24 protein-coding genes are annotated in these 22,828 nt (G+C 70.2%); 9 read left to right on the forward strand and 15 right to left on the reverse strand.

The annotated features are described in order from the left end of the window. Positions 1-18: 18 nt before the first annotated feature. From poxB to ACSSVZ_RS05855, 4 genes are all read left to right on the forward strand, one after another. Positions 19-1,746: a ubiquinone-dependent pyruvate dehydrogenase gene (poxB, locus tag ACSSVZ_RS05840; RefSeq protein ID WP_453968851.1), complete on the forward strand. Its 1,728-nt coding sequence runs from the start codon at positions 19-21 to the stop codon at positions 1,744-1,746. Between the two features lie 338 nt (positions 1,747-2,084). Then, on the forward strand, positions 2,085-2,501 hold the full coding sequence (locus ACSSVZ_RS05845; RefSeq protein ID WP_453968852.1) for a DUF4145 domain-containing protein: 417 nt from the start codon (positions 2,085-2,087) through the stop codon (positions 2,499-2,501). A gap of 48 nt (positions 2,502-2,549) precedes the next feature. After that, positions 2,550-2,996: a MaoC family dehydratase gene (locus ACSSVZ_RS05850; protein WP_453968853.1), complete on the forward strand. Its 447-nt coding sequence runs from the start codon at positions 2,550-2,552 to the stop codon at positions 2,994-2,996. A gap of 112 nt (positions 2,997-3,108) precedes the next feature. After that, positions 3,109-4,110, forward strand: coding sequence for a bifunctional riboflavin kinase/FAD synthetase (locus tag ACSSVZ_RS05855; RefSeq protein WP_453968854.1), 1,002 nt, complete (start codon positions 3,109-3,111; stop codon positions 4,108-4,110). 10 nt (positions 4,111-4,120) lie between these two features. Here ACSSVZ_RS05855 and ACSSVZ_RS05860 read toward each other — a convergent pair whose 3' ends face one another. The 8 genes from ACSSVZ_RS05860 to coxB all read right to left on the reverse strand — a co-directional run bounded on the left by ACSSVZ_RS05860 (position 4,121) and on the right by coxB (position 10,979). Next, positions 4,121-4,945 carry an SURF1 family protein gene (locus tag ACSSVZ_RS05860; protein ID WP_453968855.1) on the reverse strand — a complete coding sequence of 275 codons (825 nt, stop codon included), beginning with the start codon at positions 4,943-4,945 and terminating at the stop codon, positions 4,121-4,123. Continuing rightward, positions 4,942-5,364, reverse strand: a complete 423-nt coding sequence (locus ACSSVZ_RS05865) for a DUF983 domain-containing protein (RefSeq protein WP_453968856.1) — start codon at positions 5,362-5,364, stop codon at positions 4,942-4,944. Before ACSSVZ_RS05865 ends, ACSSVZ_RS05860 begins: the two co-directional genes overlap by 4 nt. A 239-nt stretch (positions 5,365-5,603) precedes the next feature. After that, positions 5,604-6,479, reverse strand: a complete 876-nt coding sequence (locus ACSSVZ_RS05870; RefSeq protein ID WP_453968857.1) for a cytochrome c oxidase subunit 3 — start codon at positions 6,477-6,479, stop codon at positions 5,604-5,606. A 58-nt stretch (positions 6,480-6,537) separates the two neighbouring features. After that, entirely contained in the window at positions 6,538-7,101 is a 564-nt protein-coding gene (locus tag ACSSVZ_RS05875) for a cytochrome c oxidase assembly protein (protein ID WP_453968858.1), read from the reverse strand. A gap of 12 nt (positions 7,102-7,113) precedes the next feature. Then, positions 7,114-7,284 (reverse strand): hypothetical protein, encoded by a 171-nt coding sequence (locus ACSSVZ_RS05880; RefSeq protein WP_453968859.1) that lies wholly within the window; start codon positions 7,282-7,284, stop codon positions 7,114-7,116. A 10-nt stretch (positions 7,285-7,294) separates the two neighbouring features. Beyond that, positions 7,295-8,230: a heme o synthase gene (locus tag ACSSVZ_RS05885; RefSeq protein ID WP_453968860.1), complete on the reverse strand. Its 936-nt coding sequence runs from the start codon at positions 8,228-8,230 to the stop codon at positions 7,295-7,297. Positions 8,231-8,364: 134 nt separating this feature from the next. Then, positions 8,365-9,963 (reverse strand): cytochrome c oxidase subunit I, encoded by a 1,599-nt coding sequence (gene ctaD, locus ACSSVZ_RS05890; protein ID WP_453968861.1) that lies wholly within the window; start codon positions 9,961-9,963, stop codon positions 8,365-8,367. A 65-nt stretch (positions 9,964-10,028) separates the two neighbouring features. After that, positions 10,029-10,979 carry a cytochrome c oxidase subunit II gene (coxB, locus tag ACSSVZ_RS05895; RefSeq protein WP_453968862.1) on the reverse strand — a complete coding sequence of 317 codons (951 nt, stop codon included), beginning with the start codon at positions 10,977-10,979 and terminating at the stop codon, positions 10,029-10,031. Between the two features lie 580 nt (positions 10,980-11,559). Between coxB and ACSSVZ_RS05900 the strand changes: the two genes are divergently transcribed. The 4 genes from ACSSVZ_RS05900 (at position 11,560) to ACSSVZ_RS05915 (ending at position 14,700) form a co-directional block, all read left to right on the forward strand. Next, positions 11,560-12,090 (forward strand): invasion associated locus B family protein, encoded by a 531-nt coding sequence (locus ACSSVZ_RS05900; protein WP_453968863.1) that lies wholly within the window; start codon positions 11,560-11,562, stop codon positions 12,088-12,090. Positions 12,091-12,456: 366 nt separating this feature from the next. Continuing rightward, positions 12,457-13,884: a metalloprotease TldD gene (gene tldD / locus ACSSVZ_RS05905; protein WP_453968864.1), complete on the forward strand. Its 1,428-nt coding sequence runs from the start codon at positions 12,457-12,459 to the stop codon at positions 13,882-13,884. Positions 13,885-13,941: 57 nt separating this feature from the next. Then, the gene (locus ACSSVZ_RS05910) at positions 13,942-14,370 is read left to right on the forward strand and encodes a VOC family protein (protein WP_453968865.1); all 429 of its coding nucleotides are present in this window, start codon (positions 13,942-13,944) and stop codon (positions 14,368-14,370) included. A gap of 108 nt (positions 14,371-14,478) precedes the next feature. Continuing rightward, entirely contained in the window at positions 14,479-14,700 is a 222-nt protein-coding gene (locus tag ACSSVZ_RS05915; protein ID WP_453968866.1) for a DUF2093 domain-containing protein, read from the forward strand. Between the two features lie 120 nt (positions 14,701-14,820). On the opposite strand, the gene lpxK is transcribed toward ACSSVZ_RS05915, so the two are convergent. The 6 genes from lpxK to ACSSVZ_RS05945 form a co-directional block, all read right to left on the reverse strand. Further along, positions 14,821-15,822, reverse strand: coding sequence for a tetraacyldisaccharide 4'-kinase (gene lpxK, locus ACSSVZ_RS05920; RefSeq protein ID WP_453968867.1), 1,002 nt, complete (start codon positions 15,820-15,822; stop codon positions 14,821-14,823). Further along, positions 15,819-17,180, reverse strand: coding sequence for a 3-deoxy-D-manno-octulosonic acid transferase (locus ACSSVZ_RS05925; RefSeq protein WP_453968868.1), 1,362 nt, complete (start codon positions 17,178-17,180; stop codon positions 15,819-15,821). Before ACSSVZ_RS05925 ends, lpxK begins: the two co-directional genes overlap by 4 nt. After that, positions 17,152-17,838, reverse strand: coding sequence for a lysophospholipid acyltransferase family protein (locus ACSSVZ_RS05930; RefSeq protein ID WP_453968869.1), 687 nt, complete (start codon positions 17,836-17,838; stop codon positions 17,152-17,154). Before ACSSVZ_RS05930 ends, ACSSVZ_RS05925 begins: the two co-directional genes overlap by 29 nt. A 375-nt stretch (positions 17,839-18,213) precedes the next feature. Further along, complete coding sequence (locus tag ACSSVZ_RS05935; protein ID WP_453968870.1) at positions 18,214-18,465, reverse strand: DUF4170 domain-containing protein; 252 nt, start codon at positions 18,463-18,465, stop codon at positions 18,214-18,216. A gap of 139 nt (positions 18,466-18,604) precedes the next feature. Continuing rightward, positions 18,605-19,438: a 3'(2'),5'-bisphosphate nucleotidase CysQ gene (locus ACSSVZ_RS05940; protein WP_453968871.1), complete on the reverse strand. Its 834-nt coding sequence runs from the start codon at positions 19,436-19,438 to the stop codon at positions 18,605-18,607. Further along, positions 19,425-20,768, reverse strand: coding sequence for a TldD/PmbA family protein (locus tag ACSSVZ_RS05945; protein ID WP_453968872.1), 1,344 nt, complete (start codon positions 20,766-20,768; stop codon positions 19,425-19,427). The genes ACSSVZ_RS05940 and ACSSVZ_RS05945 overlap by 14 nt, the downstream gene beginning before the upstream one ends. A 284-nt stretch (positions 20,769-21,052) precedes the next feature. Here ACSSVZ_RS05945 and ACSSVZ_RS05950 point away from each other — a divergent pair, with 284 nt between their 5' ends. Then, entirely contained in the window at positions 21,053-21,622 is a 570-nt protein-coding gene (locus tag ACSSVZ_RS05950) for a DUF6101 family protein (protein ID WP_453968873.1), read from the forward strand. 260 nt (positions 21,623-21,882) lie between these two features. Here the strand turns inward: ACSSVZ_RS05950 and ubiA are convergent, their stop codons facing one another. Further along, entirely contained in the window at positions 21,883-22,824 is a 942-nt protein-coding gene (ubiA, locus tag ACSSVZ_RS05955) for a 4-hydroxybenzoate octaprenyltransferase (RefSeq protein ID WP_453968874.1), read from the reverse strand. Positions 22,825-22,828: the final 4 nt, after the last annotated feature.

Raw genomic sequence — 22,828 nt, forward strand, 5'->3', positions numbered from 1 at the left:
AGCAAGAGGACCTGAAGAATGGCGAAAACGCGGGTTGCCGACCAGATGGTCGAGATCCTCGAGGCGGCCGGGGTCGAGCGCGTCTGGGGCGTGGTCGGCGACAGCCTCAACGGCTTCACCGAGGCGCTGAGGACCAGCAAGACGATCTCCTGGATGCACGTGCGCCACGAGGAGACGGCGGCCTTTGCCGCCGGCGCCGAGGCGCAGCTGACCGGCAAGCTGGCGGTGTGCGCCGGCAGCTGCGGGCCGGGCAACCTGCACCTGATCAACGGGCTGTTCGACTGCCACCGCACCCGGACGCCAGTGCTGGCGATCGCCGCCCACATCCCGAGCGCCGAGATCGGCTCCGGCTACTTCCAGGAGACCCACCCGGAGCAGCTGTTCCGGGAGTGCAGCCACTACTGCGAGCTGGTGTCGAGCCCGAGCCAGATGCCGCGCGCCATCGAGATCGCCATGCGCACGGCGATCCAGAAGCAGGGCGTCGCCGTGCTGGTGATCCCCGGCGACGTGGCGCTGGCGGCGGCGGCGAGCGAGGCGGCGGTGAAATGGGCCGAGGTGGAGCTGCCCGTCGTGGTGCCGCCGGAGGCGGAGATCGACCGGCTGGCCGAGCTTCTGAACGGCGCCGGCTCCATCACCATGCTGTGCGGCGCGGGCTGCGCCGGCGCCCATGACGAGGTGGTGGCGCTGGCCGCCGCCCTGAAGGCGCCGATCGTCCACTCGCTGCGCGGCAAGGACCACGTGGAGCACGACAACCCGTACGACGTGGGGATGACCGGCTTCATCGGCTTTTCCTCCGGCTACCACGCCATGCGCAGCGCCGACCTGCTGTTGATGCTGGGCACCGACTTCCCCTACCGGCAGTTCTATCCGGCCGACGCCAAGGTCGCCCAGATCGACATCCGCGGCGAGAACCTCGGCAAGCGCACCCGGCTCGACCTGGGGCTGGTGGGCGATGTCGGCGCGACGCTGAGGCTGCTGGCGCCGAAGATCAGGCAGAAGGCCGACGACGCCTTCCTGAAGCAGGCCCAGGACCACTACGTGAAGACCCGCAAGGACCTGGATGCGCTGGCCGTCGGCAAGTCCGGCTCGCGCTCGGTGCATCCCCAGTATCTGGCCAAGGTGATCGACGAGGTGGCGAGCGACGACGCGGTGTTCACCGTCGACGTCGGCCAGACCACCGTATGGGCGGCCCGCTATCTGCACCTGAAGGGCACGCGGCGGCTGATCGGCTCGATGCTGCACGGCTCGATGGCCAACGCCATGCCCCAGGCGCTCGGCGCCCAGGCCGCCTATCCGGGCCGGCAGGTGGTGTCGCTGTCCGGCGACGGCGGCTTCACCATGATGATGGGCGACATCATCTCGGTGTCGCAGCTCGGCCTGCCGGTGAAGATCGTCGTCTTCAACAACGGGCTGCTGGGCTTCGTCGACATCGAGATGAAGGCGGCCGGCTTCCTGCCGTTCGGCACCGACCTGAAGAACCCGAACTTCGCGGCGATGGCCGAGGCGCTCGGCATCCTCGGCATCCGTGCCGAGGATCCGGGCGACGTGCGGCCGGCCATCGAGCGGGCGTTCGCCCACGACGGGCCGGCGCTGGTCGACGTGGTGACCGACCCGATGGAGCTGGTGATGCCGCCGGAGATCAAGGCGGAGCAGGCGCTCGGCTTCAGCCTCTACGCGGCGCGCGCCATCATGAACGGCCGCGGCGACGAGATCATGGAGCTGGCGAAGAGCTCGCTGTTCCGCTGAGGCGCGTACGGTGAACTCTCTTCAATCTATAATTTAAATCTCTATAAACCGCTACAAGCTTCGATTAAATTACTTATAATTTCGAATTCGCGGCAACGTATGGATAACCGATGATATACTCGACGCCAATCAACACTGGACCAGGATGGGCGCCGGGTGAAAAGCTTATTGGGCTAAGCCGCTGTCCTCATTGCACTGTGGCGAATCCTAATATGAATAGGGTTTGGCATGATTACTTGCGAGGATACGGAGACACAGGATGGGCCGCGTATCGTTGCAATAGTTGCCGGGCGGTTTTAGTCGGGATTTTCACTTGGACGCAGGAAGCAGTGGAGGCAATGTCGCTTTGGCCTGAAGCGAAGACCGCCCACGAAGATATTCCCGAGCTAGCTCGAACGTATCTACAGCAAGCGTTTGAAACGCTGCACGCGCCTGACGCCGCGGCCGTCATGGCGGGAAGCGCTGTCGATGCGATGCTGAAGCATCTGGGATACTCGTCAGGAAGTCTGTACACCCGGATAGACGAAGCGTTGCAAAAAAATCTACTTACGAAAGGGATGGCCGATTGGGCACATACTGTTCGACTAGAATCCAACCGACCAAGACACGCCGACGCAGAGAGGCCGAATGTCACACGGGAAGAAGCAAGGCAGTCAGTTGATTTCGCTGAAGCTCTCGGAAATTTCCTTTTTGTTCTGACAGCGCGGATCGAGAGAGGCATCAAGGCTGCAAGGGAAGCTGAGAACGATGCCTAGACCAATCCCTCAACTTGAGCTGCTGTCCCACGCGCGAAGGACCCTTCCATGACCTTGATGCTCCAGACCCTCTACTTCGAGGATCTTACGGTCGGCATGCGCGACGCCTTCGACAAGACGGTGATGGCCTCCGACGTGGTCGGCTTCGCCGAGGTGTCCGGCGACCGCAACCCGATCCACCTGTCGGAGCACTTCGCGGCGAAGACGCCGTTCAAGACCCGCATCGCTCACGGCCTCTACACGGCCAGCCTGATCTCCGCCCTGCTCGGCACCCGGCTGCCGGGGCCCGGCGCCATCTATCTCTCCCAGAGCCTGCACTTCCGGGCGCCGGTGAAGATCGGCGACACGGTGACGGTGTCGGTGGAGGTGGTGGAGCTGATGCCGGAGAAGAGCCGCGCCCGGCTTGCCTGCGAATGCCGGGTCGGCGACACCGTGGTGCTCGACGGCGAGGCGCTGGTGAAGGTGCCGGCGCGGGCCGAGCTGGACGTCGATTGACCGGACGGCGCGGGATCGGCCACACGGGCCTTGACCTGGAGGCCCGGGCTCGGCAGCTTCCGCCGGCCGGGGACGGATCCGGCATGATCCAACGCACCGGTTCGCGCCCCTGATGAGTTTCTCCTCCCCCGACCTGCCGCACGGCCCGTTCACCTCGCCCATCGATGCGGTCGCGCCGCGCCTGCGCGGCGGCGTCGCCGCGATCGGCAACTTCGACGGCGTGCACCGGGGCCACCAGGAGGTGCTGGCGGTCGCCCGCGCCAAGGCCGACGCGCTGGGCGGGCCGGCGGTGCTGCTGACCTTCGAGCCGCATCCGCGGGCGTTCTTCCGACCCGACCAGCCGGTGTTCCGGCTGACGCCGCCGGCCGAGCGCGCCGTCGTGCTGGAGGCGCTCGGCCTCGACGGCATGGTGGTGGTGCCGTTCGACGCCGCGCTCGCCGGCACCACCGCCGACGCCTTCGTCGACACGATCCTGCGCGACCGGCTGGCGATCCGCGGCGCCGTGGTCGGCTACAACTTCCATTTCGGCAAGGCGCGCGCCGGCACGCCCGACTTCCTGCTGGCGCGCGGCCAGGCCGACGGGTTCGCCGTCGAGGTGGTCGAGGCGCGCGTCGACGAAGGCGGCGAGCCGATCTCCTCGACCCGCATCCGGGCCGCCCTGGAGGCCGGCGCGCCCGAGGCCGCGGCGCGGCTGCTCGGCTACCGCTGGCTGGTGGTGGGCGCCGTCGTGCACGGCGACAAGCGCGGCCGGACGCTGGGCTACCCGACCGCCAACATCGCGCTGGAGCCGGCGTGCGGGCTCCGCCACGGCGTCTACGCGGTGCGGGTGCAGGTGGACGGGGCGGTCTATGACGGGGTGGCGAGCTTCGGCCGGCGGCCGATGTTCGACGACGGCGCGCCGCTGTTCGAGACGTTCCTGTTCGGCTTCGACGGCGACCTCTACGGCAAGACCCTGAAGATCTCGGTGTTCGCGTTCCTGCGCCCGGAGGCGCGCTTCGACGGCGTCGAGGCGCTGGTCGCCCAGATGGACGACGACAGCGTGCGGGCGAAGGCGCACCTCGCCGCCGCCGAGCCGCTGTCCGACCTCGACCGGCGGCTGTCGTTCCCGGGCTGAGGCGGACCGCCTACCCCCGGCCTTCGGCACCCGGCGCGTCGTCCTTGCCCGGCCGCAGGCGGCGCCAGGCGAAGGCGGCGTAGACGCAGACCAGCACGACGGCCAGGCCGTACCAGGTGACGGCGTACTGGAGGTGGCTGTTGGCGAAGGTGAGCGGCGTCTCGCCCGCCTGGGGCAGCCCGCCGGGCGGCGTCTGGGAGGCGACCAGCGACACGTAATAGGGCGCCGAATTGGCCGGATCGAGATCCAGCGCCGCGTCCATCACCGGCAGGTCGCGGACGATCCACTCGTTCTTGGCAAGGTTCGGCTCCGGCGTGAAGAAGGCCGGCTGCTCGCCGTGGCGCATCAGCCCCTCGATGGTCACCTCGCCGGCCGGCGGGCCGGGACGCGTGGCCGGATCCTTGCGGTCCAGCGGCACGAAGCCGCGGTCGACCAGCAGCGTCCAGCCGGCGTCGGTGACGAACGGCGCGAAGATCAGGTAGCCGGGGCCGCCGAGCGGGCCGTTGGGCTCGCTCAGCGCCATGAAGACGTGCACCTCGCCGGGACCGTAGTGGCCGGTGGCGGAGACGCTCCGGTAGATCCACTGATCCTCTTTCAGACCGGCCCACTCGGACGGGCCCGGGGCGGCGACGGGCTCGGCGACGCTGCGGCTTTCCGCCGCCGCGATCAGCGCCTCCTTCCACGCGAGCCGGTGGACCTGCCAGGTGCCGAGGGAGACGAGCACCGCCAGCGCCGCCAGGGTGGCGAGCGTCGCCCACAAGAGGCCACGCAGGGGGCCGTGGGTGCGGCGGGCGTCGGGGCCAGAGCCGGGGGCGTGGGGATCGGCGGCGCTCACGCTTCCTCCACCCGGCCTTCCGCCGCCTTCATCTGGTACTGGCGGGCGATCAGCACGCCCTTCAGCGGCCGGATCATGCCGAGCGACAAGCCGATGGTCAGCGGCCCGAGGATGAGCATCTGCAGCCACAGCGGCGGGGCCCACAGCACCTCCATCATCAGCGCCAGGCCGACCACCAGGGCGCCGACGATGAGGATGACGAACACCGCCGGGCCGTCGCCGGAATCGATGAACTTGAAGTCGAGGCCGCAGACCTTGCAGGAATCCGCCGTCTCCAGGAAGCCGTCGAACAGCTTCCCCTCGCCGCAGCGCGGGCAGCGGCCGGCGATGCCGGTCTGGGTGGCGGGCAGCGGCGGATAGCTCCGCGGCTTGCGGCCGGGCCGGGGGGCCGATGCGCCCGGTGTCGCCTCGTCACTCATGGTGCGCAGCCTCCTCAGAGCATGTCCCGGTCAGACCGCAGGGATCGGACCGCAGCAAGCCGACCGATTGTCGCGCGCCCCCGATCGCGATGCGATCAGGGAGCGGGATGCGGACGGACAACCGGTGACCCCTTCTCCGCATCCTGCCCCAGAAACGGGAAACGCGGCGCATGCGCCGCGTTCCTCGAGGGTGGGTGGGTCGGTCCGGCGCGGGATGCGGGCGACGCACCCCGCCCGGCTCAGGCGTTGAACGTGTGCGTCGACGCACCCCAAATGTAGATGCAGGCGAACAGGAACAGCCAGACCACGTCGACGAAGTGCCAGTACCAGGCGGCCGCCTCGAAGCCGAAGTGGTGGTCGCGGTTGAAGTGGCCCGACAGCGCCCTGAGCAGGCAGATCGCCAGGAAGATGGTGCCGACGATGACGTGGAAGCCGTGGAAGCCCGTCGCCATGAAGAAGGTCGAGCCGTAGATCGAGCCGGCGAAGGCGAACTGGGCGTGCGAGTACTCGACGTACTGGCCGAACGTGAAGAACATGCCGAGGACGACGGTCAGCAGCAGGCCCCACTTCAGGCCCTCGCGGTCGTCATTCAGCAGCGCATGGTGTGCCCAGGTGACGGTGGTGCCGGAGGTCAGCAGGATGAGCGTGTTGAGGAGCGGCAGGTGCCAGGGATCGAAGGTCTCGACGCCCTCGGGCGGCCAGACGCCGCCGGTGTGCTCGAGCTTGAGGAACTCGATCGGCGCGCTGACGAACAGCGCCGCATCGAAGTAGGCCCAGAACCACGCGACGAAGAACATCACCTCGGAGGCGATGAACAGGATCATGCCGTAGCGCAGGTGCAGCTTCACCACGCGCGTGTGATCGCCGCCCAGCGATTCGCGGATCGTCGAGGACCACCAGCCGAACATCGTGTAGAGGATGATCGCCATGCCGACGGCGAAGATCCCCCAGCCGCCGGTGTCGAGACCGAAGACGATCAGGTCCTCGCCCTTGTGCCAGCGGAACAGCGCGATCGCACCGAAGGCGGCTACGAACGCCCCGAACGAGCCGATGACCGGCCACGGGCTCGGATCGACGAGGTGATAGTCGTGGTCTTTCTGGTGCGCTTGGGCCATCGATTCGTCCCGATCCTTCGTACTGTCTGCCCGTTCCGGGTCCGGTTTCGAACGTTTCTTACAACTGACGCGTCGGCTTCGCCAGAGTTTCGGCCCTGGCGGCCCGCTTTCCTTCGTCCGGCCCGGCGACCGGGAAGAAGGTGTACGACAGGGTGATCGCGCCGGCCCCGTCCGCCGCCGCGTCCCGGTGGATTTCCGGATCCACGAACAGCGTCACCTTGACCAGCCGCCGCTCCCCCGCCTGCAGATCCTGCTCCTCGCGGCAGAAGCAGTCGAGCTTGGAGACGTAGACGCCGGCCACGTCCGGACCGATCGTGTAGGTGGCGACGGCGGCCATCGGCCGCGGCGCGAGGTTCTGCACCTCGTATTCGATCTCGACGATCTGGCCGACCGGCAGACGGATCTCCGGTTCCACCGGCCGGACATGCCACGGCAGCTTGCGGTCGACCACGGCATCGAAGCGAAGCGTGACCGCATTGTCCGCCCGCGGCCCGGCGGACGTCCGCTCGGCCGGCAGGCCGGTGACCGCCGCCGCGACGGCACCGGCACCGAGCACGGCGCAGACGACCGCGATCCCGCGAAGGATCCGCCTGCCCCGTCCGTGTGTCGGCCGCGCGCCCATCCGTCTCCCCCGCTACAGCGGCCGTACGGCCACGCCCGACCCCATGCGGAAGATGGTGATCAGGTAGAACAGAAAGACCAGCACGCCCAGCCCGACGGCGATCGCGATCGAGCGCGACCGGCGGCGGCGCTTCTGCGCCTCGGTGAGCTGGATGCCCTCGTCGGTTTTCTTGTCGTCGTTCATGACGCCCCGCTCAGGCCAGACCGAGGAGCCGCTCCGCCAGGATCGTGGCGAAAAGGACGAACAGATAGAGGATCGAGAACGCGAACATCTGGCCGCAGGCGCGGTCGGCGCGCGGGCCCTCCTGATGGCGCAGCACGTTGACCGACGACAGCAGGAACAGCGCGCCGAACACCGTGGAGACGCCGAGGTACACGTAGCCGGCGAAGCCGAGGAAATAGGGCAGCACGCCCACCGGCAGCAGCACCAGCACGTAGAGCAGCATCTGGCGGCGCGTCGCGGCGGCGCCGGCGACGACCGGCATCATCGGCACGCCGGCGCGGCTGTAGTCGTCGTTCTTGAGGATCGCCAGCGCCCAGAAGTGCGGCGGGGTCCACAGGAAGATGATGGCGAACAGCACCAGCGGCGCAACGGCCACGTCGCCGGTCATGGCGGCCCAGCCGATCACCGGGGGAAACGCCCCGGCGGCGCCGCCGATGACGATGTTCTGCACGGTGCGGCGCTTCAGCACGATGGTGTAGAAATAGGCATAGAACCAGATGGTGAAGGCGAGCAGCCCGGCCGCCACCCAGTTGGCGGCGAGCCCGAGCACCAGGACGGAGCCCACCGACAGCGCGATGCCGAAGGCAAGCGCCGCGTGCGGCGCGATGCGCCCGGCGGCGACGGGCCGGTTGCGGGTCCGCTCCATCACCGCGTCGATGTCGGCGTCCCACCACATGTTGAGGGCGCCCGAGGCGCCCGAGCCGACCGCGATGGCCAGCAGCGAGATCGCCGCCAGCACCGGGTGCAGCCCGCCGGCCGGCGCGATCGCCATGCCGACCAGGGCGGTGAACACGACGAGCGACATCACCCGCGGCTTGAGCAGCGCGAAATAGTCTTCGACGGAGGCGTCCGCCCCGAGGAGGGGCGAGGCGCCGTCCATGGACGGCGTGGAGGCGACTGTCACCATGACGAGGGTGTTTCGTCCCTTTAAATTGCGCGTTGCCCGACACCGGCGGCCCGGTGCCGGGAGATCGGTTCGGATGCGGGTCGATCCGGGGGCGGCGCTCCGCCTCCGGACCGGAAGGACACCGGCGACGCGGACTACTTGATCCGCGGCAGCGTCTCGAACTGATGGAACGGCGGCGGCGACGGCAGGGTCCATTCCAGCGTCGTCGCACCGGCACCCCACGGATTGTCACCGGCGACGCGCTTGCGCGAGAACGCCTCGATGATGCCGAAGAAGAAGACCAGCAGCGCGATGCCCGACAGGTAGGAGCCCATCGAGGAGACGAAGTTCCAGCCCGCGAACGCATCCGGATAGTCGGCATAGCGGCGCGGCATGCCGGAGACGCCGAGGAAGTGCTGCGGGAAGAAGATCAGGTTCACGCCGATGAAGGTGAGCCAGAAGTGCGTCTTGCCGATCACCTCGTTGTACATGTAGCCGGTCATCTTCGGGAACCAGTAGTACCAGCCCGCGAAGATGCCGAAGACGGCGCCCATCGACAGCACGTAGTGGAAATGCGCCACCACGAAGTAGGTGTCGTGCATGGCCCGGTCGAGGCCGGCATTGGCCAGCTGCACGCCGGTGACGCCGCCGAGGGTGAACAGGAAGATGAAGCCCATCGCCCACAGCATCGGCGTGCGGAAGGAGATCGAGCCGCCCCACATGGTGGCGATCCACGAGAACACCTTCACGCCCGTCGGCACCGCGATCACCATGGTGGCGAACACGAAGTAGGCCTGCGTGTCGGCCGACAGGCCGACGGTGTACATGTGGTGGGCCCACACGACGAAGCCGATCACGCCGATGGCGACCATGGCGTAGGCCATGCCGATGTAGCCGAACACCGGCTTGCGGGAGAAGGTCGAGACGACGTGGCTGATGATGCCGAAGGCCGGCAGGATCAGGATGTACACCTCGGGGTGGCCGAAGAACCAGAACAGGTGCTGGAACAGGATCGGATCACCGCCGCCCGACGGGTCGAAGAACGAGGTGGCGAAGTTGCGGTCGGTCAAGAGCATGGTGATCGCGCCGGCGAGCACCGGCAGCGACAGCAGCAGCAGGAAGGCGGTGACCAGCACCGACCAGGCGAACAGCGGCATCTTGTGCAGCGTCATGCCCGGGGCGCGCATGTTCAGGATCGTGGTGATGAAGTTGATGGCACCGAGGATCGAGGATGCGCCGGCCAGATGCAGCGACAGGATGCCGAAGTCCATCGCCGGTCCGGGATTGCCCAGCGACGACGACAGCGGCGGATAGGCCGTCCAGCCGCCGCCGAAGCCGTTGGAACCGGGCGCGCCCGGCACGAACAGCGAGATCAGCAGCAGCGAGAACGACGCCGGCAGCAGCCAGAAGGAAATGTTGTTCATGCGCGGGAACGCCATGTCGGGCGCTCCGATCATGATCGGCACGAACCAGTTGCCGAAGCCACCGATCAGCGCCGGCATCACCATGAAGAAGATCATGATCAGGCCGTGCGAGGTGGTGAAGACGTTGTACATCTCGGCGCTGCCGAAGATCTGCATCCCCGGCGACTGCAGCTCGGCGCGCATGGCGATGGACAGAGCACCGCCGATAACCCCCGCGGTCATCGCGAAGATCAGGTACATCGTGCCGATGTCTTTGTGGTTCGTCGAGTAGACCCAGCGCCGCCATCCGGTCGGATGGGCATGAGCGGCGTCAGCGACAGTGGTGGTCATCGTACCAATCTCCTTGTCGATCCCGTCCGGCCAGCGACGAGCGCGGCCGAGCGTCGGTCGATCCCTTACTCGGCGGTTGCGCCAGCGGCCGCGGTCGCGGCGACCTGCTGGCCGCCCGCCGCGTCAGCGAGCTTGCGCCGGTCGTCCGCCTGCCAGGCGAGAACCATGTCGTTGGCCTTCTGGATGTCTTCCTTGGCCGCCGCCGCCCACGCGTCGAACTGATCCTGCTCGACCACCCGGATGGCGATGGGCATGAAGGCGTGGCTCTGGCCGCAGAGCTCCGAGCACTGGCCGAAGTAGGTGCCGGTCCGCTCGGCCTTGAACCAGGTCTCGTTGAGGCGGCCGGGAACGGCGTCCATCTTGACGCCGAAGGACGGCATCGCGAACGAGTGCAGCACGTCGGCGGAGGTGACCTGCAGCCGGACGACCTTGTTGACCGGCACGACCATGTCGACGTCGACGGACAGCAGGCGCGGCGCCTCGGCGGCGGTCAGGTTGTGCTGCTTGCGGTAGTCCTCAAGATCGCTGCCCTGGAGGATGTAGGAGGAGAAGTCGATCCCCTCGTACTGCTCGTCCGGATAGGTGTAGCCCCAATACCACTGGTAGCCGGTCGCCTTCACGGTGAGGTCGGCCTCCGGGATGGTGGTCTCGTAGAACAGGAGGCGGAACGACGGCACCGCGATCGCCACCAGCACCAGCACCGGCAGCACGGTCCACAGCACCTCGATCATGGTGTTGTGGGAGGTCTTCGACGGGACCGGATTGCGGGTCTCGGAGAAGCGCAGGCCGCAATAGATCAGCAGGCCGAGGACGAGGGCGACGACCAGCACCATCAGGACGAGGGTGTAGTTGCCGAACCAGGTGATGCTCGCCATGACGTCGGTCGCCGCCGGCTGGAACTGCATCTCCCAAGGCTGCGGCTGGGCGGCCATGGCCCCGCCCAGCGGAGCGGCCGCGACCACAGCCGCGATCCCGGCCCGAGCGGCCCAACTCCTCACTGTTGCCCCACACTTCATCGCGGTCGACACCTCGTCTCGCATTCGAATCTCGCTTCCGTCGCCGTCGCGGGCCTCGGGCCCGCCGAACGGTATCCAGGGGTTCGGTCGCCTCGCAACCCGGAGCCGGCAGCGCCGACATTCCGCCGCACCTGCCACCACCGGCCCATCGCCCCGGTCCGCGCTCGCTGCGCAGCGGCCGGGCGCGACCGCGCCCCCGTTATGTCTCAGCCGCCGCCGGATGAAAAGCACCAGCCGGTCGCATTCTGGATACGGGCCTTAAAACAGCTCCAACTTATACACCCGGAACTCTCTCGCACGCCCCGAGACGAAACGCCACGCCCAAAAAAAGCCGTTGCCGCGCGTCGCCCCGGGCCTCTCCCGGGGCCGTTCCGCCTGCCATCAACGTGCCTTCATCGCGTCCCAAAGCAAGAGCAGGCTTTTCGATCGACGCGGGATCGGGCAGGGTTCCGCCCGTACGAACCACGGACGGGCTCTCACGGCACCGCCAGCCATGCGCTTGGCGAACCTGCGGTCGGCAAAAGCGGACCAATGCGCTAACAAGATCGTCAGTCCTCAAGCCGACGGAATGAGACCAAGCATGAAATCTGACACGTTCCCCTTCCACGCGCCGCGAATCGCCTGGGTCGCAGCGGCACTCTGCCTGTGCTTTTCGGCCCTGACCGCCGCGCCCGCCAGCGCCCAGGGACAGGTGAAGTCCAGCCACGGCGACTGGCAGATCCGGTGCGACACCCCGCCTGGCGCGCAGGGGGAGCAGTGCGCTCTCATCCAGAACGTGACGGCGGAGGACCGCGAGAACGTCGGCCTCACCGTGATCGTGCTGCACACCGCCGACAAGGACGGCCGCATCCTGCGCGTGCTGGCGCCGCTGGGCGTGCTGCTGCCGTCGGGGCTCGGCCTGACCATCGACGACGAGGACGTCGGCCGCGCCGGCTTCGTGCGCTGCCTGCCGAACGGCTGCGTCGCCGAGGTGATGCTGGACGACACACTGCTCGGCAAGTTCGAGGCCGGCTCGACGGCCACCTTCATCATCTTCCAGACGCCGGAAGAAGGCATCGGCATCCCGATCTCGCTGACCGGCTTCTCCGAAGGCTTCAACGCGCTTCCGTAGCACGGGACGAGGGCTGCGGCAGGTCGGCGCAAAGGATGGGTGGAAATCGGCTTTCCGCCCGCCTCCCGCGCCAGGACGTGACAGCCGATCGCGTTTGCTGACATCCGGCCGACCCGACGCGATGCCGTCGGGATCCGCCGGCCATCCCGCACGGGCCCCGACCGGTCCGCGCCCGCCCTCACCGCCCGCCGACGGCCGCCGGCGCGGCCCGCCCGGACCCGAAGCGCCGCCGCCGGGCTTGGCAGCCGCGCCCGGGCGCGCCACATGAGGGGCAACAGGGACCGGCCCGGCCGGTTCCGCTCCGCCGCCGCGTGCCCGGGTCCGCCCGCCGCGCCGGCCCGGAGCCCTGGTTTCCTGGAGGACCTGATGACCGAAGACGCCCCGGACCTCATCGCCGCCGCCGGACTCACGCCCGAGAAGGTGACCGCGCTGGTCGGCGACACCGTTTCCGGCGCCGACGACGGCGAGCTGTTCCTGGAGTACCGCCAGTCGGAGGGCCTCGTCTTCGACAACGGCCGGCTGAAGTCGGCGACCTTCGACACCGCCCACGGCTTCGGCCTGCGCGCAGTGGCCGGCGAGGCAGTCGGCTATGCCCATTCCGGCGAAGTGTCGGAGGCGGCGCTCGGCCGCGCCGCCGATGCGGTGCGCCAGGTGAAGAACGGCTATCACGGCGCCGACTACGCCGCGCCGCCGGCCGGCACCAACCGGCGCCTCTACGAGGCCACCAACCCGCTCGGCGCGCCGTCCTTCGAGGACAAGGTGAAGCTGCTCGAGCGCATCGACGCCGCCGCCCGCGACCGCGATCCGCGGGTGCGCCAGGTGACGGTGTCGCTGGCCGGGTCGTGGCAGGTGGTGGAGATCCTCCGCGGCGACGGCCACCGGGTGCGCGACATCCGCCCGCTGGTGCGCCTCAACGTCTCGGTGGTGGTCGGCGACGGCGACCGCCAGGAGAGCGGCTCGTACGGGCTCGGCGGCCGCGAGGGCTTCGAGCGCTACATCAGCGAGGCCCAGTGGGGCTTCGCCATCGACGAGGCGCTGCGCCAGGCGCTGGTCAACCTCGACGCCGCGCCGGCCCCCGCCGGCACCTTCGACATCGTGCTCGGCGCCGGCTGGCCGGGCATCCTTCTGCACGAGGCCGTCGGCCACGGGCTGGAGGGCGACTTCAACCGCCGCAAGAGCTCGGCGTTTGCCGGCCTGATGGGCGAGAAGGTCGCCTCGGACGGCGTCACGGTGGTCGACGACGGCACCCTGCCCGGCCGCCGCGGCTCGCTGACCGTCGACGACGAGGGCACGCCGACCCACGAGACCGTGCTGATCGAGAACGGCCGGCTGGTCGGCTACATGCAGGACCGCCAGAACGCCCGGCTGATGGGCATGGTGCCGACCGGCAACGGGCGGCGGGAATCCTACGCGCACGTGCCGATGCCGCGGATGACCAACACCTACATGCGCGGCGGCGACCACGATCCGGCGGAGATCCTGGGCTCGGTGAAGGACGGCCTCTACATGGTGTCGTTCGGCGGCGGCCAGGTCGACATCACCTCCGGCAAGTTCGTGTTCTCCTGCACCGAGGCCTACCGGCTGCGCGACGGCAAGATCGGCGAGCCGGTGAAGGGCGCCATGCTGATCGGCAACGGCGCCGACGCGCTGACCCGCATCCGCATGGTCGGCTCCGACATGAAGCTCGACCCGGGCATCGGCACCTGCGGCAAGCAGGGCCAGGGCGTGCCGGTGGGCGTCGGCCAGCCGACGATCCGCATCGACGGCTTGACGGTGGGCGGCACCCAGGCCTAAAGCGCAGAGACTGAGCGGGTCCCGCGTCCGGGACCGGCCCCACCCGCGGAGCCTCCGATGGCCGAACTGACGCCCTTCCACATCGCCTTTCCGGTGCACGACCTGGAGGCCGCGCGCGCCTTCTACACCGGGCCGCTCGGCTGCGGCACGGGGCGCGAGGACACCACCTGGATCGACTTCGACCTGTTCGGCCACCAGATCGTCGCCCATCTCGACCCGGGCATGGACGCGACGCCGCACGTCAATCCGGTCGACGGCGACCACGTGCCGGTGCCGCACTTCGGCGTGGTGCTGACGCCCGAGGCCTGGGACAAGCTGCGCGACCGCCTGAAGGCCGCCGACGGCATCGACTGGGTGATCGAGCCGCGCACCCGCTTCAAGGGCCAGCCGGGCGAGCAGTCGACGATGTTCCTGCGCGATCCGTCTGGCAACGCGCTGGAATTCAAGGCCTTCGCCGATCTCGGCAGCCTGTTCGCCACCGACTGATCGACAGGACGCGGCGCGGGACGTACAGTTTCAGGCATGCCTGGACTTCCCGGACGGTTCGGTCCGGGCGGACGGGACATGCGCAGACCCCGAGGCGAGACACCAGCCATGAACCGCCACACTCCCGGCAAGCCCGACGGCGAGGCGCGCGTGCGCTATCTCGACGGCGACTTCCAGGTGATCGCGCCGGGCAGCTACGTGCGCTGCGCGGTGACCGGCAAGGCGATCCCGCTCGACGAGCTGCGCTACTGGAACGTCGACCAGCAGGAAGCCTATGTCGACGGCGCCGCGGCGCTGAGCCGCCACCAGGCGCTGAAGGCCGGAAGCTAGAATTTTTTTGCCGCTCACGCCGGCTCGCGTTGCTCGCGCTGCGCGAACGCGACCTCCGGCCGGCGCGCAGTCGCGCGCTGGGGGAGACCTGACCTCGCACCCCTTTCCCCCGTTCCGCACCTAGTCTGATACGGCCTTCTGCAGGACGGCGCGGACCGCGTCGGGATCGGCGAAGCGGAGCTCCACGGCGATCGCCCGGGCCGCCGCCGCGAGCCGGCCGCGCGCGCCCTCGGCGCCGGCCAGCCGGGCGAGGTCCTTCTCCGTCGTCACCAGCGCCAGACCTTCGCGCGCGGCGAGCGCGAGCAGCCGGTCGGCGTCCGCCTCGGTGAACGGGTGATGGTCGGGGAACGCCTCCAGCCGCACCACTTCGGCGCCGGCCTCCGCCAGCGTATCGGCGACCTTTTCCGGCCGGCCGATGCCGGCGAACAGCAGCACCCGCAGCCCGGCGAACGCCTCCGCCGCCAGCGGCGCGAGGCGCGCCGGCAACACCGGCAGACGGGCGGCGCGCGCCGCGGCGGCGACCGCGTCGCCACGCACACCGGTGCCCACCAGGATCACCGCATCCGCCCGCGCCAGCTGCGGCGCCAGCGCCGCGCGCAGCGGACCGGCGGGGGTGACACGGCCGTTGCCGACGCCGACGGCGGCGTCGATCACCAGCGCCGAGACGTCCTTGTGGAGGCCGGGGTTCTGGAAGCCGTCGTCCATGACGACCGCGCCGGCGCCGGAGCGCTCCAGCAGCCGGCCGCCGGCGAGACGGTCGCGGGAGACGACGGTGGGCGCGTGGCGGGCGAGCAGCAGCGCCTCGTCGCCGACGTCGGCGGCCGTGTGGGCATCGAGATCGACCAGCACCGGGCCGGCCAGCCGGCCGCCGTAGCCGCGCAGCAGGAAGGCCGGCGCGTGGCCCATCTCGCGCAGCAGGCCGGCGACGGCGATGGCGGTCGGCGTCTTGCCGGAGCCGCCGACGGTGGGATTGCCGATGCAGATGACCGGGATCGCCAGCCGGCCGCCCGGGGCCTGGCGCAGCCGGCGCCCGGCGACCAGCCCGACCAGCGCGCCGAGCGGCGCGAGGACCACGCCGGCGGCGCCCCCCTCCCACCAGAAGCGGGGGGCGGAGCGCCTCACCGGACCGCTCCCGGCCGGCCGGCGGCAGGGCGGGCGGGGATGGCCGCGCCGGGCGCTGCGCCGGGGCCGGAGCCGGGGAGGTAGTCGTCGAGGGCCGCCATGGTGCGGTCGACCGCGCCGCCCTGGGCGAGCGCCACCTGGGCGCCGGCCTCGGCGAGGCTGCCGGCCTCCTCCGGATCGGCGAGCAGCCGGTCGGCGGCGGCCACCAGCTGGTCGACGCCGTCGACCGAGATCGCGCCGCCGGCGGCGAGCAGCGTCTGGTAGACGGCCGCGAAATTGTCGGTGTGGGGGCCGACCAGCACGGCGCAGCCGAGGCGGCCCGGCTCGATCGGGTTCTGGCCGCCCTTCTCCACCAGCGAGCCGCCCATCAGCACGACGGCGGCGGCGCGGAAGAACAGGCCGAGCTCGCCGATGGTGTCGGCGATGTAGATGCCGCCGGCCTCGGGCAGCGGGTCGCCGGCCGAGCGCAGCGCCACGGTGTGCCCGGCCGCAGCGAGACCGTCGCGCAGCTCCGGCCCGCGGTTGGGATGGCGCGGCACCAGCAGGGTGACGAGGCCCGGCCACCGCTCGGCGAGGCGGGCGTGGGCGGCGGCGACGAGATCCTCCTCGCCCGGATGGGTGGAGGCAGCGAGCCAGCGGGGACGCTCGCCGAGGGCGGCGCGCAGGCCCTCCAGCGCCGCCGGATCGGCGGCGAGGACGGCGCCGTCATACTTCATGTTGCCGACGTCGCGGACCTTGCCGACGCCGAGCGCCCGGAAGCGGTCCGCATCGGCCGGCGACTGGGCGAACACCTCGGTGATGCGCCCGAAGATCGCCCGGTGGACGAGCGGAAAGCGCGACCAGCCGCGCGCCGAGCGCTTCGACATGCGGCCGTTGACGACGATCCTCGGAATGCCGGCGCGGGAAAGCTCGTCGAGGGCGATCGGCCAGAGCTCGGATTCCACGAACAGCGCCAGCGTCGGCCGCCAGTGGCGCAGGAAGCGGTGGAGATAGGTGACCACGTCGAGGGCGGCGAACTGGTGGATGGCGCCCTTCTGCAGCCGGTCGGCCGCGACCCGCGAGGCGGTCACGGTGGTGGTGGTCAGCAGCACGTTGAGATCGCGGGCGACGAGGCGCTCGATGAGCGGCAGCACGGCGTTGGTCTCGCCGACGCTGGCGCAGTGGATCCAGACGAGGTCGCCCGCGGGGCGCGGCAGCGACGGCCGGCCGCGCCGCTCCGCCAGCCGCTGCGGATCCTCCTTGCCGCGGCGCACGCGCACCGCCAGCAGCACCTGCAGGAAGGGCCGCGCGGCGCGCGAGATGCCGCGCCAGAGGGTGTAGAGGAGCGCGTCAGCCCGCATGCCGGTCCACGATGGCATAGGCACGCTCGGTGACCCCGTTGAGACCCGCTTCGATCTGCGCCCGCGCCGCCGCGAACGCCTCGTCGGAGAGCGTCCGCTCGACATAGACCGGCGCCCCGCAGACGACGGCGGAGCGGCCGAAGGGCAGGTTCACCGTGGCCTTGTCCCAGGAATTGAGGTTGATGCGCCGGCTGGTGGCGAAGGCCACCGGGATCACCGGCCGCCCGGACCGGCTGGCCAGCTGGACGATGCCGTCGCCGGCGACCCGCGCCGGCCCCTTCGGCACGTCGGCGGTCAGCGCCACCACGGCCCCCTCCTCCAGCGCGGTCATCGCCTGCAGGAAGCCGCGCACGCCGTGGCGCTTCTTGATCTGGGCGGCGTTGCGGCCGCCGGACGCGCGGATCAGCCCCAGCCCCAGATGGGCGGCGGCGATCGCGTTGACGTCGCCGTCGGCCGAGCGCGAGATCATCACCCGGCAGTCGGTCCAGGTCTTCGGGCGCGCGAACGGCAGCATGAAGTGCTGGCCGTGCCACATGGCGACGATCGCCGGCAGATGCGGGGTGGCGTCCTCGGCCATGGTCTCGGGCTCGAGGGTCAGCCGGTTCGTCCGGTGAACGAAGCTCAGGTAGTTGGCCATCGTGAGACCGAGCGCGCGCCGGGCCCTCTCGGAGCGCATCAAGCGTTTCCACATCGTCTCGAGAGACCTGCCTGTTCTGGCGCCCGACCCGGATCCGTGGCGATCGATCGACCGGACGGAACCGCTTGGGCCATTCTGGTTCAGGCATTCCGGACCGACCGGTGGATGCCGGGAGCGCGCGCCGCCTGCGAGGGTCCTAAAGCATTTCCCGTCCAGATCGAAGCCATCCGACCGAAAAGGACCTGCTCAAGGCATTGAATCCGGGCCCATTTCTGACCGACCGGGCGGTTCCAGCCGATCGGAAAAGGCTCCAACGCACAAACCGTTCAGATCGACGCGATCGGAACGGGCACGGAGGCACCGGCCGGGACGTCCTCCGGTCCGAAACGCCCGCGGCCGTGCCGTCCTACGCCGTCAGTGCTCCGGGTCGTCTCCCGCATGGGGATCGAGCAGCCGGTGCATGTGCACGATGAAATAGCGCATCAGCGCGTTGTCGACCGAGCCCTGCGCCTTGCCGCGCCAGGCGTCGTAGGCCGACTTGTAATCGGGATAGATGCCGACGATGTCGAGATCGCTGAGGTCGCGGAACTCCAGACCGTCGACGTGGGTGAGCTCGCCGCCGAAGACGAGATGGAGAAGCTGCTTCGGCTTGGTGGCTTCGTTCATCTGATCATCCTTGCGCGCATTGGATCACGATGAGTTCGGATGGAACCGGCCCGCGCCGGAAGCGCGATCGATTCCGTTCGCCTGGAGCGGGATCCGGACGCCGGATCCGCGCCCGCTCTTCCCCGGCGGCCGACCGCGGTCACACCTGCGCCGTAGACCGATCCGCCAACGTCACTTCCAGCAACGCCAGCAACGCTCCGTGAAGCGGCTCACCCGACGCTGCAATCGGAGGATGGACCGGGTGCTCCTGATTGTAGCGCAGGGGCGCTCCGGACAGCTGCGAGAGGCGGCCACCGGCTTCGTGCACCAAAAGGTCGGCGCCCGCAAGATCCCAATCGCAGGGACCGCGGGTCGATGCCGCACCGTCCAGCCGGCCCGCCGCGACGAGGGCCAGACGGTAGGCGAGCGAGGGCACGAACGGCACCGAAACGAGGCCCGCATCGGCCGCCGCCTCGTGCGCCATCAGCTTGCGCGGACCGGCGATGCGCGCCCCCGACAGGCCCGGACGGCGGCCGGCCGACATGCGCTCCGCGCCGAGCCAGGCGCCGCGCGCCTTCGCCGCCACGAACATCTCGGCCCGGCGCGGACAGAACACGGCGGCGGCGACGGGCCGCCCCTCGGTGACGACCGCCAGGCTGATGGTCCACTCGTCGGCGCCGCGGATGAAGGCGCGGGTGCCGTCGATGGGGTCGACGACGAACAGGGTGCGCCGGTCGAAGCGGTCGGCGGTGTCGGCGGTCTCTTCCGAAAGCCAGCCATAGGCGGGCCGGGCCGCGCCCAGGGTCTCGCGCAGATAGGTGTCGACGGCGATGTCGGCCTCGGTGACCGGCGACTCGTCGCCCTTGGTCCAGCGCTTCAGGTCGGTCTCGAAGAATCCGAGCGCGATCCGGCCGGCGGCACGCGCTGCCTCTTCCAGCAGCGCCACGTCGGCATCGAGATGGGCGATCGGGGAGACGGCGTCAGCGTCCGGCAATCGTCATGTCCTCGATGGCGACGGTCGGCGCGTTCACGGTGCGGGTTTCCTCCAGGTCGTTCGCCACCATCATGCGCGCGAACATGTCGTCGAGCTTGCCGGCGATGGTGATCTCGCTGACCGGGTAGGCGATCTTGCCGTTTTCAATCCAGAAGCCGGCGGCGCCGCGCGAATAGTCGCCGGTGACGAGGTTGACGCCGTGGCCGATCAGCTCGGTGACCAGCAGACCCTCGCCGATGTCGCGCATCAGCTCGTCCGGGGTGCGCGTGCCGGCGTGGAGCGTGACGTTGGTGGCGCCAGGGCCGGGCGAGCCGACGCCGCGCCGGGCCCGGCCGTTGGTCTCCACGCCGAGCTCGCGGGCGGTGGCGGAATCGAGCAGCCAGCGCCGCAGCACGCCCTCCTCGACGATGTCGAACGCCGCGCCGGGGACGCCCTCGCCGTCGAACGGACGCGAGGCGATGCCGCGGCGGCGGAACGGGTTGTCGGAAATGCGGATGCCGTCGGCGAAGATCTTCTGGTCCATCCGGCTGCGCAGGAAGCTGGTCTTGCGGGCGATCGAGGCGCCGTTGACGGCGCTGAGGAGATGGCCGACCAGGCTGGTGGCGACACGCGGCTCGAACACCACCGCGGCCTTGCGGGTGGTGAGCTTTTCCGGCTCCAGCCGGCGCACGGCGCGCTCGCCGGCGCGGGTGCCGATCGACGCGTCGTCGGGCATGTCGGCGCGATGGACGCGCCCCTCGCCCCAGTAGTCGCGCTCCATCCGCGAGCCGTCGCCGGCGATCGCCGAGGCCGAGCGGCCGTGGCGGGTGGCGCGGTAGCCGTCGGAAAAGCCCCCCGAGGTGACCAGCACGATGCCGCCGGTGGACATGGACGCCGAGGCGCCGCCGGAGCGGGTGACGCCGGCGACGTCGGTCATGGCGTTTTCCAGGCGGTGGGCGGAGGCGGTGAGTTCGGCGGCATCCGGGAGATCGCTGTCCTCCAGGTCGAGGTCGGCGTCGGAGCGGCCGAGGCGGGCCGGATCGGCGAGGCCGGCGAACGGATCCTCCGGCGCCACCCGCGCCATCGCCACGCCGCGTTCGGCCAGCGCCTTCGGGTCCTCGGTCAGGTTGGCGGAGATCACCGCCGAACGGCGGCCGACGAAGACGCGCAGGCCGAGGTCGGCGGATTCGGCGCGCTCGGTCTCCTCGACCTTGCCCTCGCGCACGGAGACCGACAGCGCCGTGCCGTGCACGACGACCGCGTCGGCCTCGTCGGCGCCGGCGGCACGCGCCGCGGCGACCAGGCGGTCGGCAACCTCGGTCAGCGCGGAAAGATCGGTCGCATCGGTCATGGGGATCCTGTCGGTCAAAGCGTGTCGTGAGGGGCGGCGGGCCGGCAACACCGGGCGGCCGCCGGAAGGTCGACTGCCCGTCATGTACGGACCGTCCGGCCCGGGTGCAAGCCGCGCCGACCGAGGGCCGCCGCCCGGCCGACTTGGTTTAGGAAAGGTTCCCGCGATCCCCGGCATTGCAACGCGGCGTTTAATGGGGCCGAAAAGCGGCGGCGCTATAGTCCCCTTCATCGGACGCGGACCGGCACGCCCAAGACGCCGGCCGCACCAACAGGAGATGCGTTATGATCCAGGCCCTTCATGAGACGCAGGCGGGCGTCCTCGATGCAGCGGTCGACCACCACGCCGGAGCCTGCAAGGTCCCGGCGAAGTTCACCGTCGACGTCGACGACGCGACGCTGCACGTCCACCTCGACCAGGACCGCGCGCTGATCCGCCGCGTCGGGCCGGAGGGCACGGACACGGCGGTGGTGCCGATGGCCGCCTATCACGGCGTCGCCGTCAGCGCGGTGCGCGACGCGGCGACCGGACCGGTGTTCCAGCTGACGCTGTGCCACCCGGACCCGAGCCTGTCGGTGCCGCTGGCGACCGGCACCTGCACCTCCGAGATCGGCGCCGCCTGGCGCGCCTGGGGTGCTGCGCTGGACCGGCCGCTGCTGGTGCTCGACCACACCGGCGGCGTGTCGGCGCGGCTCGACCGCATCGGCGCGGTGTTTGCCGAAAAGCCGTCGCCGCGCCGCAAGGGCTCGGCGCTGGTCGGCCGCCGCTCGCGCTTCGCCCGCCGCCGCACCGCCGGCACGCCGGGGGCGCCGCGGGTCTACAGCGAAGAGCGCGAGATCATCGCGAGGAACTAGGGTAACTTTTCCCCTCGCGCCGAGTTCGCTCCGCTCACCGGCTCCGGGTGGGCGGCCTGACCGGCCGGCGCGCGGTCGCGCGCTGATGTCGCAATCCTTCCGGACCGAGACTGTTCGTTCAGCGCCCCCCAGTTTCGCTTACACCCGCCACCTCTGAAACGTCACCGCATGGCACCAACCAGCGCGCGACCGCGCGCCGGCCGGAGGCCGCCCCCGCGGAGCCGTGAGCGCCAGCTCACTGGCGTGAGCGAAACAAAAAACTAAAATAACCCGCCGTTGCGGACCAGCGCATCGGCGACGAGGCCGGCGAAGAAGAACCAGCCGGCGTGCCAGTTGGAGCGGAACAGGCGCAGGCAGACCGGCGAGCTCGCCGTGTCGAGCACCGTCACCTGCCAGGCGAGATGGGCGGCAAAGCCGGCGAGCCCCAGATAGGCGAGCGGCCCGACGCCGGCGAGCGCGCAGGTCGCCGCCAGCACCAGCACCGTGCCCACGCCGAACGCCGACAGGATCGGCTTGGTGCGCTCCCCGAACAAGAGCGCCGTCGACTTGATGCCGACCAGCACGTCGTCCTCGGTGTCCTGGTGGGCGTAGATGGTGTCGTAGAAGATCGTCCACAGGATCGCGCCGACGTAGATGCCGAGCGCCGGCCAGCCGAGCTGGCCGAACACCGCCGTCCAGCCCAGGAACGCGCCCCACGAGAAGGCGAGGCCGAGCACGAACTGCGGCCAGTGGGTGATGCGCTTCATGAACGGGTAGATCGCCACCACCCCCAGCGAGGCGATGCCGGTGACGATGGTGGTGAGGTTGAACTGCAGCAGCACCGCCAGCCCGATCAGGCAGAGGATCAGCATGAACACGGCGGCCTGGCGCGGCGTCACCTGGCCGGACGGGATCGGCCGGCCGCGGGTGCGGAAGACCCGGGCGTCGAGGTCGCGGTCGACGATGTCGTTGAAGACGCAGCCGGCGCCGCGCATGGCCACCGCGCCGATCAGGAACAGCAGCCAGTACCAGGGGCTGGGCCAGGCGCGCCCCGCCGCGTCGCTCGCCAGCGCCAGCGACCACCAGCACGGCCACAGGAGCAGCTGCCAGCCGACCGGCCGCTCCAGCCGCGCCATCCGCGCATAGGGCAGGAACCACGCCGGCGACCAGCGCTCGACCCAGTGGCCCCGGACGGTGTCGGGAAGGGAGGCGCTTTCGATCATGGCG

The organism is Amorphus sp. MBR-141, from assembly GCF_053628695.1.

Excerpts from the sequence above, each read along its gene's own strand:
- poxB (WP_453968851.1), top strand. The coding sequence starts at position 19 with ATGGCGAAAACGCGGGTTGCCGACCAGATGGTCGAGATCCTCGAGGCG.
- ACSSVZ_RS05845 (WP_453968852.1), top strand. The coding sequence starts at position 2,085 with ATGTCGCTTTGGCCTGAAGCGAAGACCGCCCACGAAGATATTCCCGAG.
- ACSSVZ_RS05850 (WP_453968853.1), top strand. The coding sequence starts at position 2,550 with ATGACCTTGATGCTCCAGACCCTCTACTTCGAGGATCTTACGGTCGGC.
- ACSSVZ_RS05855 (WP_453968854.1), top strand. The coding sequence starts at position 3,109 with ATGAGTTTCTCCTCCCCCGACCTGCCGCACGGCCCGTTCACCTCGCCC.
- ACSSVZ_RS05865 (WP_453968856.1), bottom strand. The coding sequence starts at position 5,364 with ATGAGTGACGAGGCGACACCGGGCGCATCGGCCCCCCGGCCCGGCCGC.
- ACSSVZ_RS05870 (WP_453968857.1), bottom strand. The coding sequence starts at position 6,479 with ATGGCCCAAGCGCACCAGAAAGACCACGACTATCACCTCGTCGATCCG.
- ACSSVZ_RS05875 (WP_453968858.1), bottom strand. The coding sequence starts at position 7,101 with ATGGGCGCGCGGCCGACACACGGACGGGGCAGGCGGATCCTTCGCGGG.
- ACSSVZ_RS05880 (WP_453968859.1), bottom strand. The coding sequence starts at position 7,284 with ATGAACGACGACAAGAAAACCGACGAGGGCATCCAGCTCACCGAGGCG.
- ACSSVZ_RS05885 (WP_453968860.1), bottom strand. The coding sequence starts at position 8,230 with ATGGTGACAGTCGCCTCCACGCCGTCCATGGACGGCGCCTCGCCCCTC.
- ctaD (WP_453968861.1), bottom strand. The coding sequence starts at position 9,963 with ATGACCACCACTGTCGCTGACGCCGCTCATGCCCATCCGACCGGATGG.
- coxB (WP_453968862.1), bottom strand. The coding sequence starts at position 10,979 with ATGAAGTGTGGGGCAACAGTGAGGAGTTGGGCCGCTCGGGCCGGGATC.
- ACSSVZ_RS05900 (WP_453968863.1), top strand. The coding sequence starts at position 11,560 with ATGAAATCTGACACGTTCCCCTTCCACGCGCCGCGAATCGCCTGGGTC.
- tldD (WP_453968864.1), top strand. The coding sequence starts at position 12,457 with ATGACCGAAGACGCCCCGGACCTCATCGCCGCCGCCGGACTCACGCCC.
- ACSSVZ_RS05910 (WP_453968865.1), top strand. The coding sequence starts at position 13,942 with ATGGCCGAACTGACGCCCTTCCACATCGCCTTTCCGGTGCACGACCTG.
- ACSSVZ_RS05915 (WP_453968866.1), top strand. The coding sequence starts at position 14,479 with ATGAACCGCCACACTCCCGGCAAGCCCGACGGCGAGGCGCGCGTGCGC.
- ACSSVZ_RS05925 (WP_453968868.1), bottom strand. The coding sequence starts at position 17,180 with ATGCCATCGTGGACCGGCATGCGGGCTGACGCGCTCCTCTACACCCTC.
- ACSSVZ_RS05930 (WP_453968869.1), bottom strand. The coding sequence starts at position 17,838 with ATGCGCTCCGAGAGGGCCCGGCGCGCGCTCGGTCTCACGATGGCCAAC.
- ACSSVZ_RS05935 (WP_453968870.1), bottom strand. The coding sequence starts at position 18,465 with ATGAACGAAGCCACCAAGCCGAAGCAGCTTCTCCATCTCGTCTTCGGC.
- ACSSVZ_RS05945 (WP_453968872.1), bottom strand. The coding sequence starts at position 20,768 with ATGACCGATGCGACCGATCTTTCCGCGCTGACCGAGGTTGCCGACCGC.
- ACSSVZ_RS05950 (WP_453968873.1), top strand. The coding sequence starts at position 21,053 with ATGATCCAGGCCCTTCATGAGACGCAGGCGGGCGTCCTCGATGCAGCG.
- ubiA (WP_453968874.1), bottom strand. The coding sequence starts at position 22,824 with ATGATCGAAAGCGCCTCCCTTCCCGACACCGTCCGGGGCCACTGGGTC.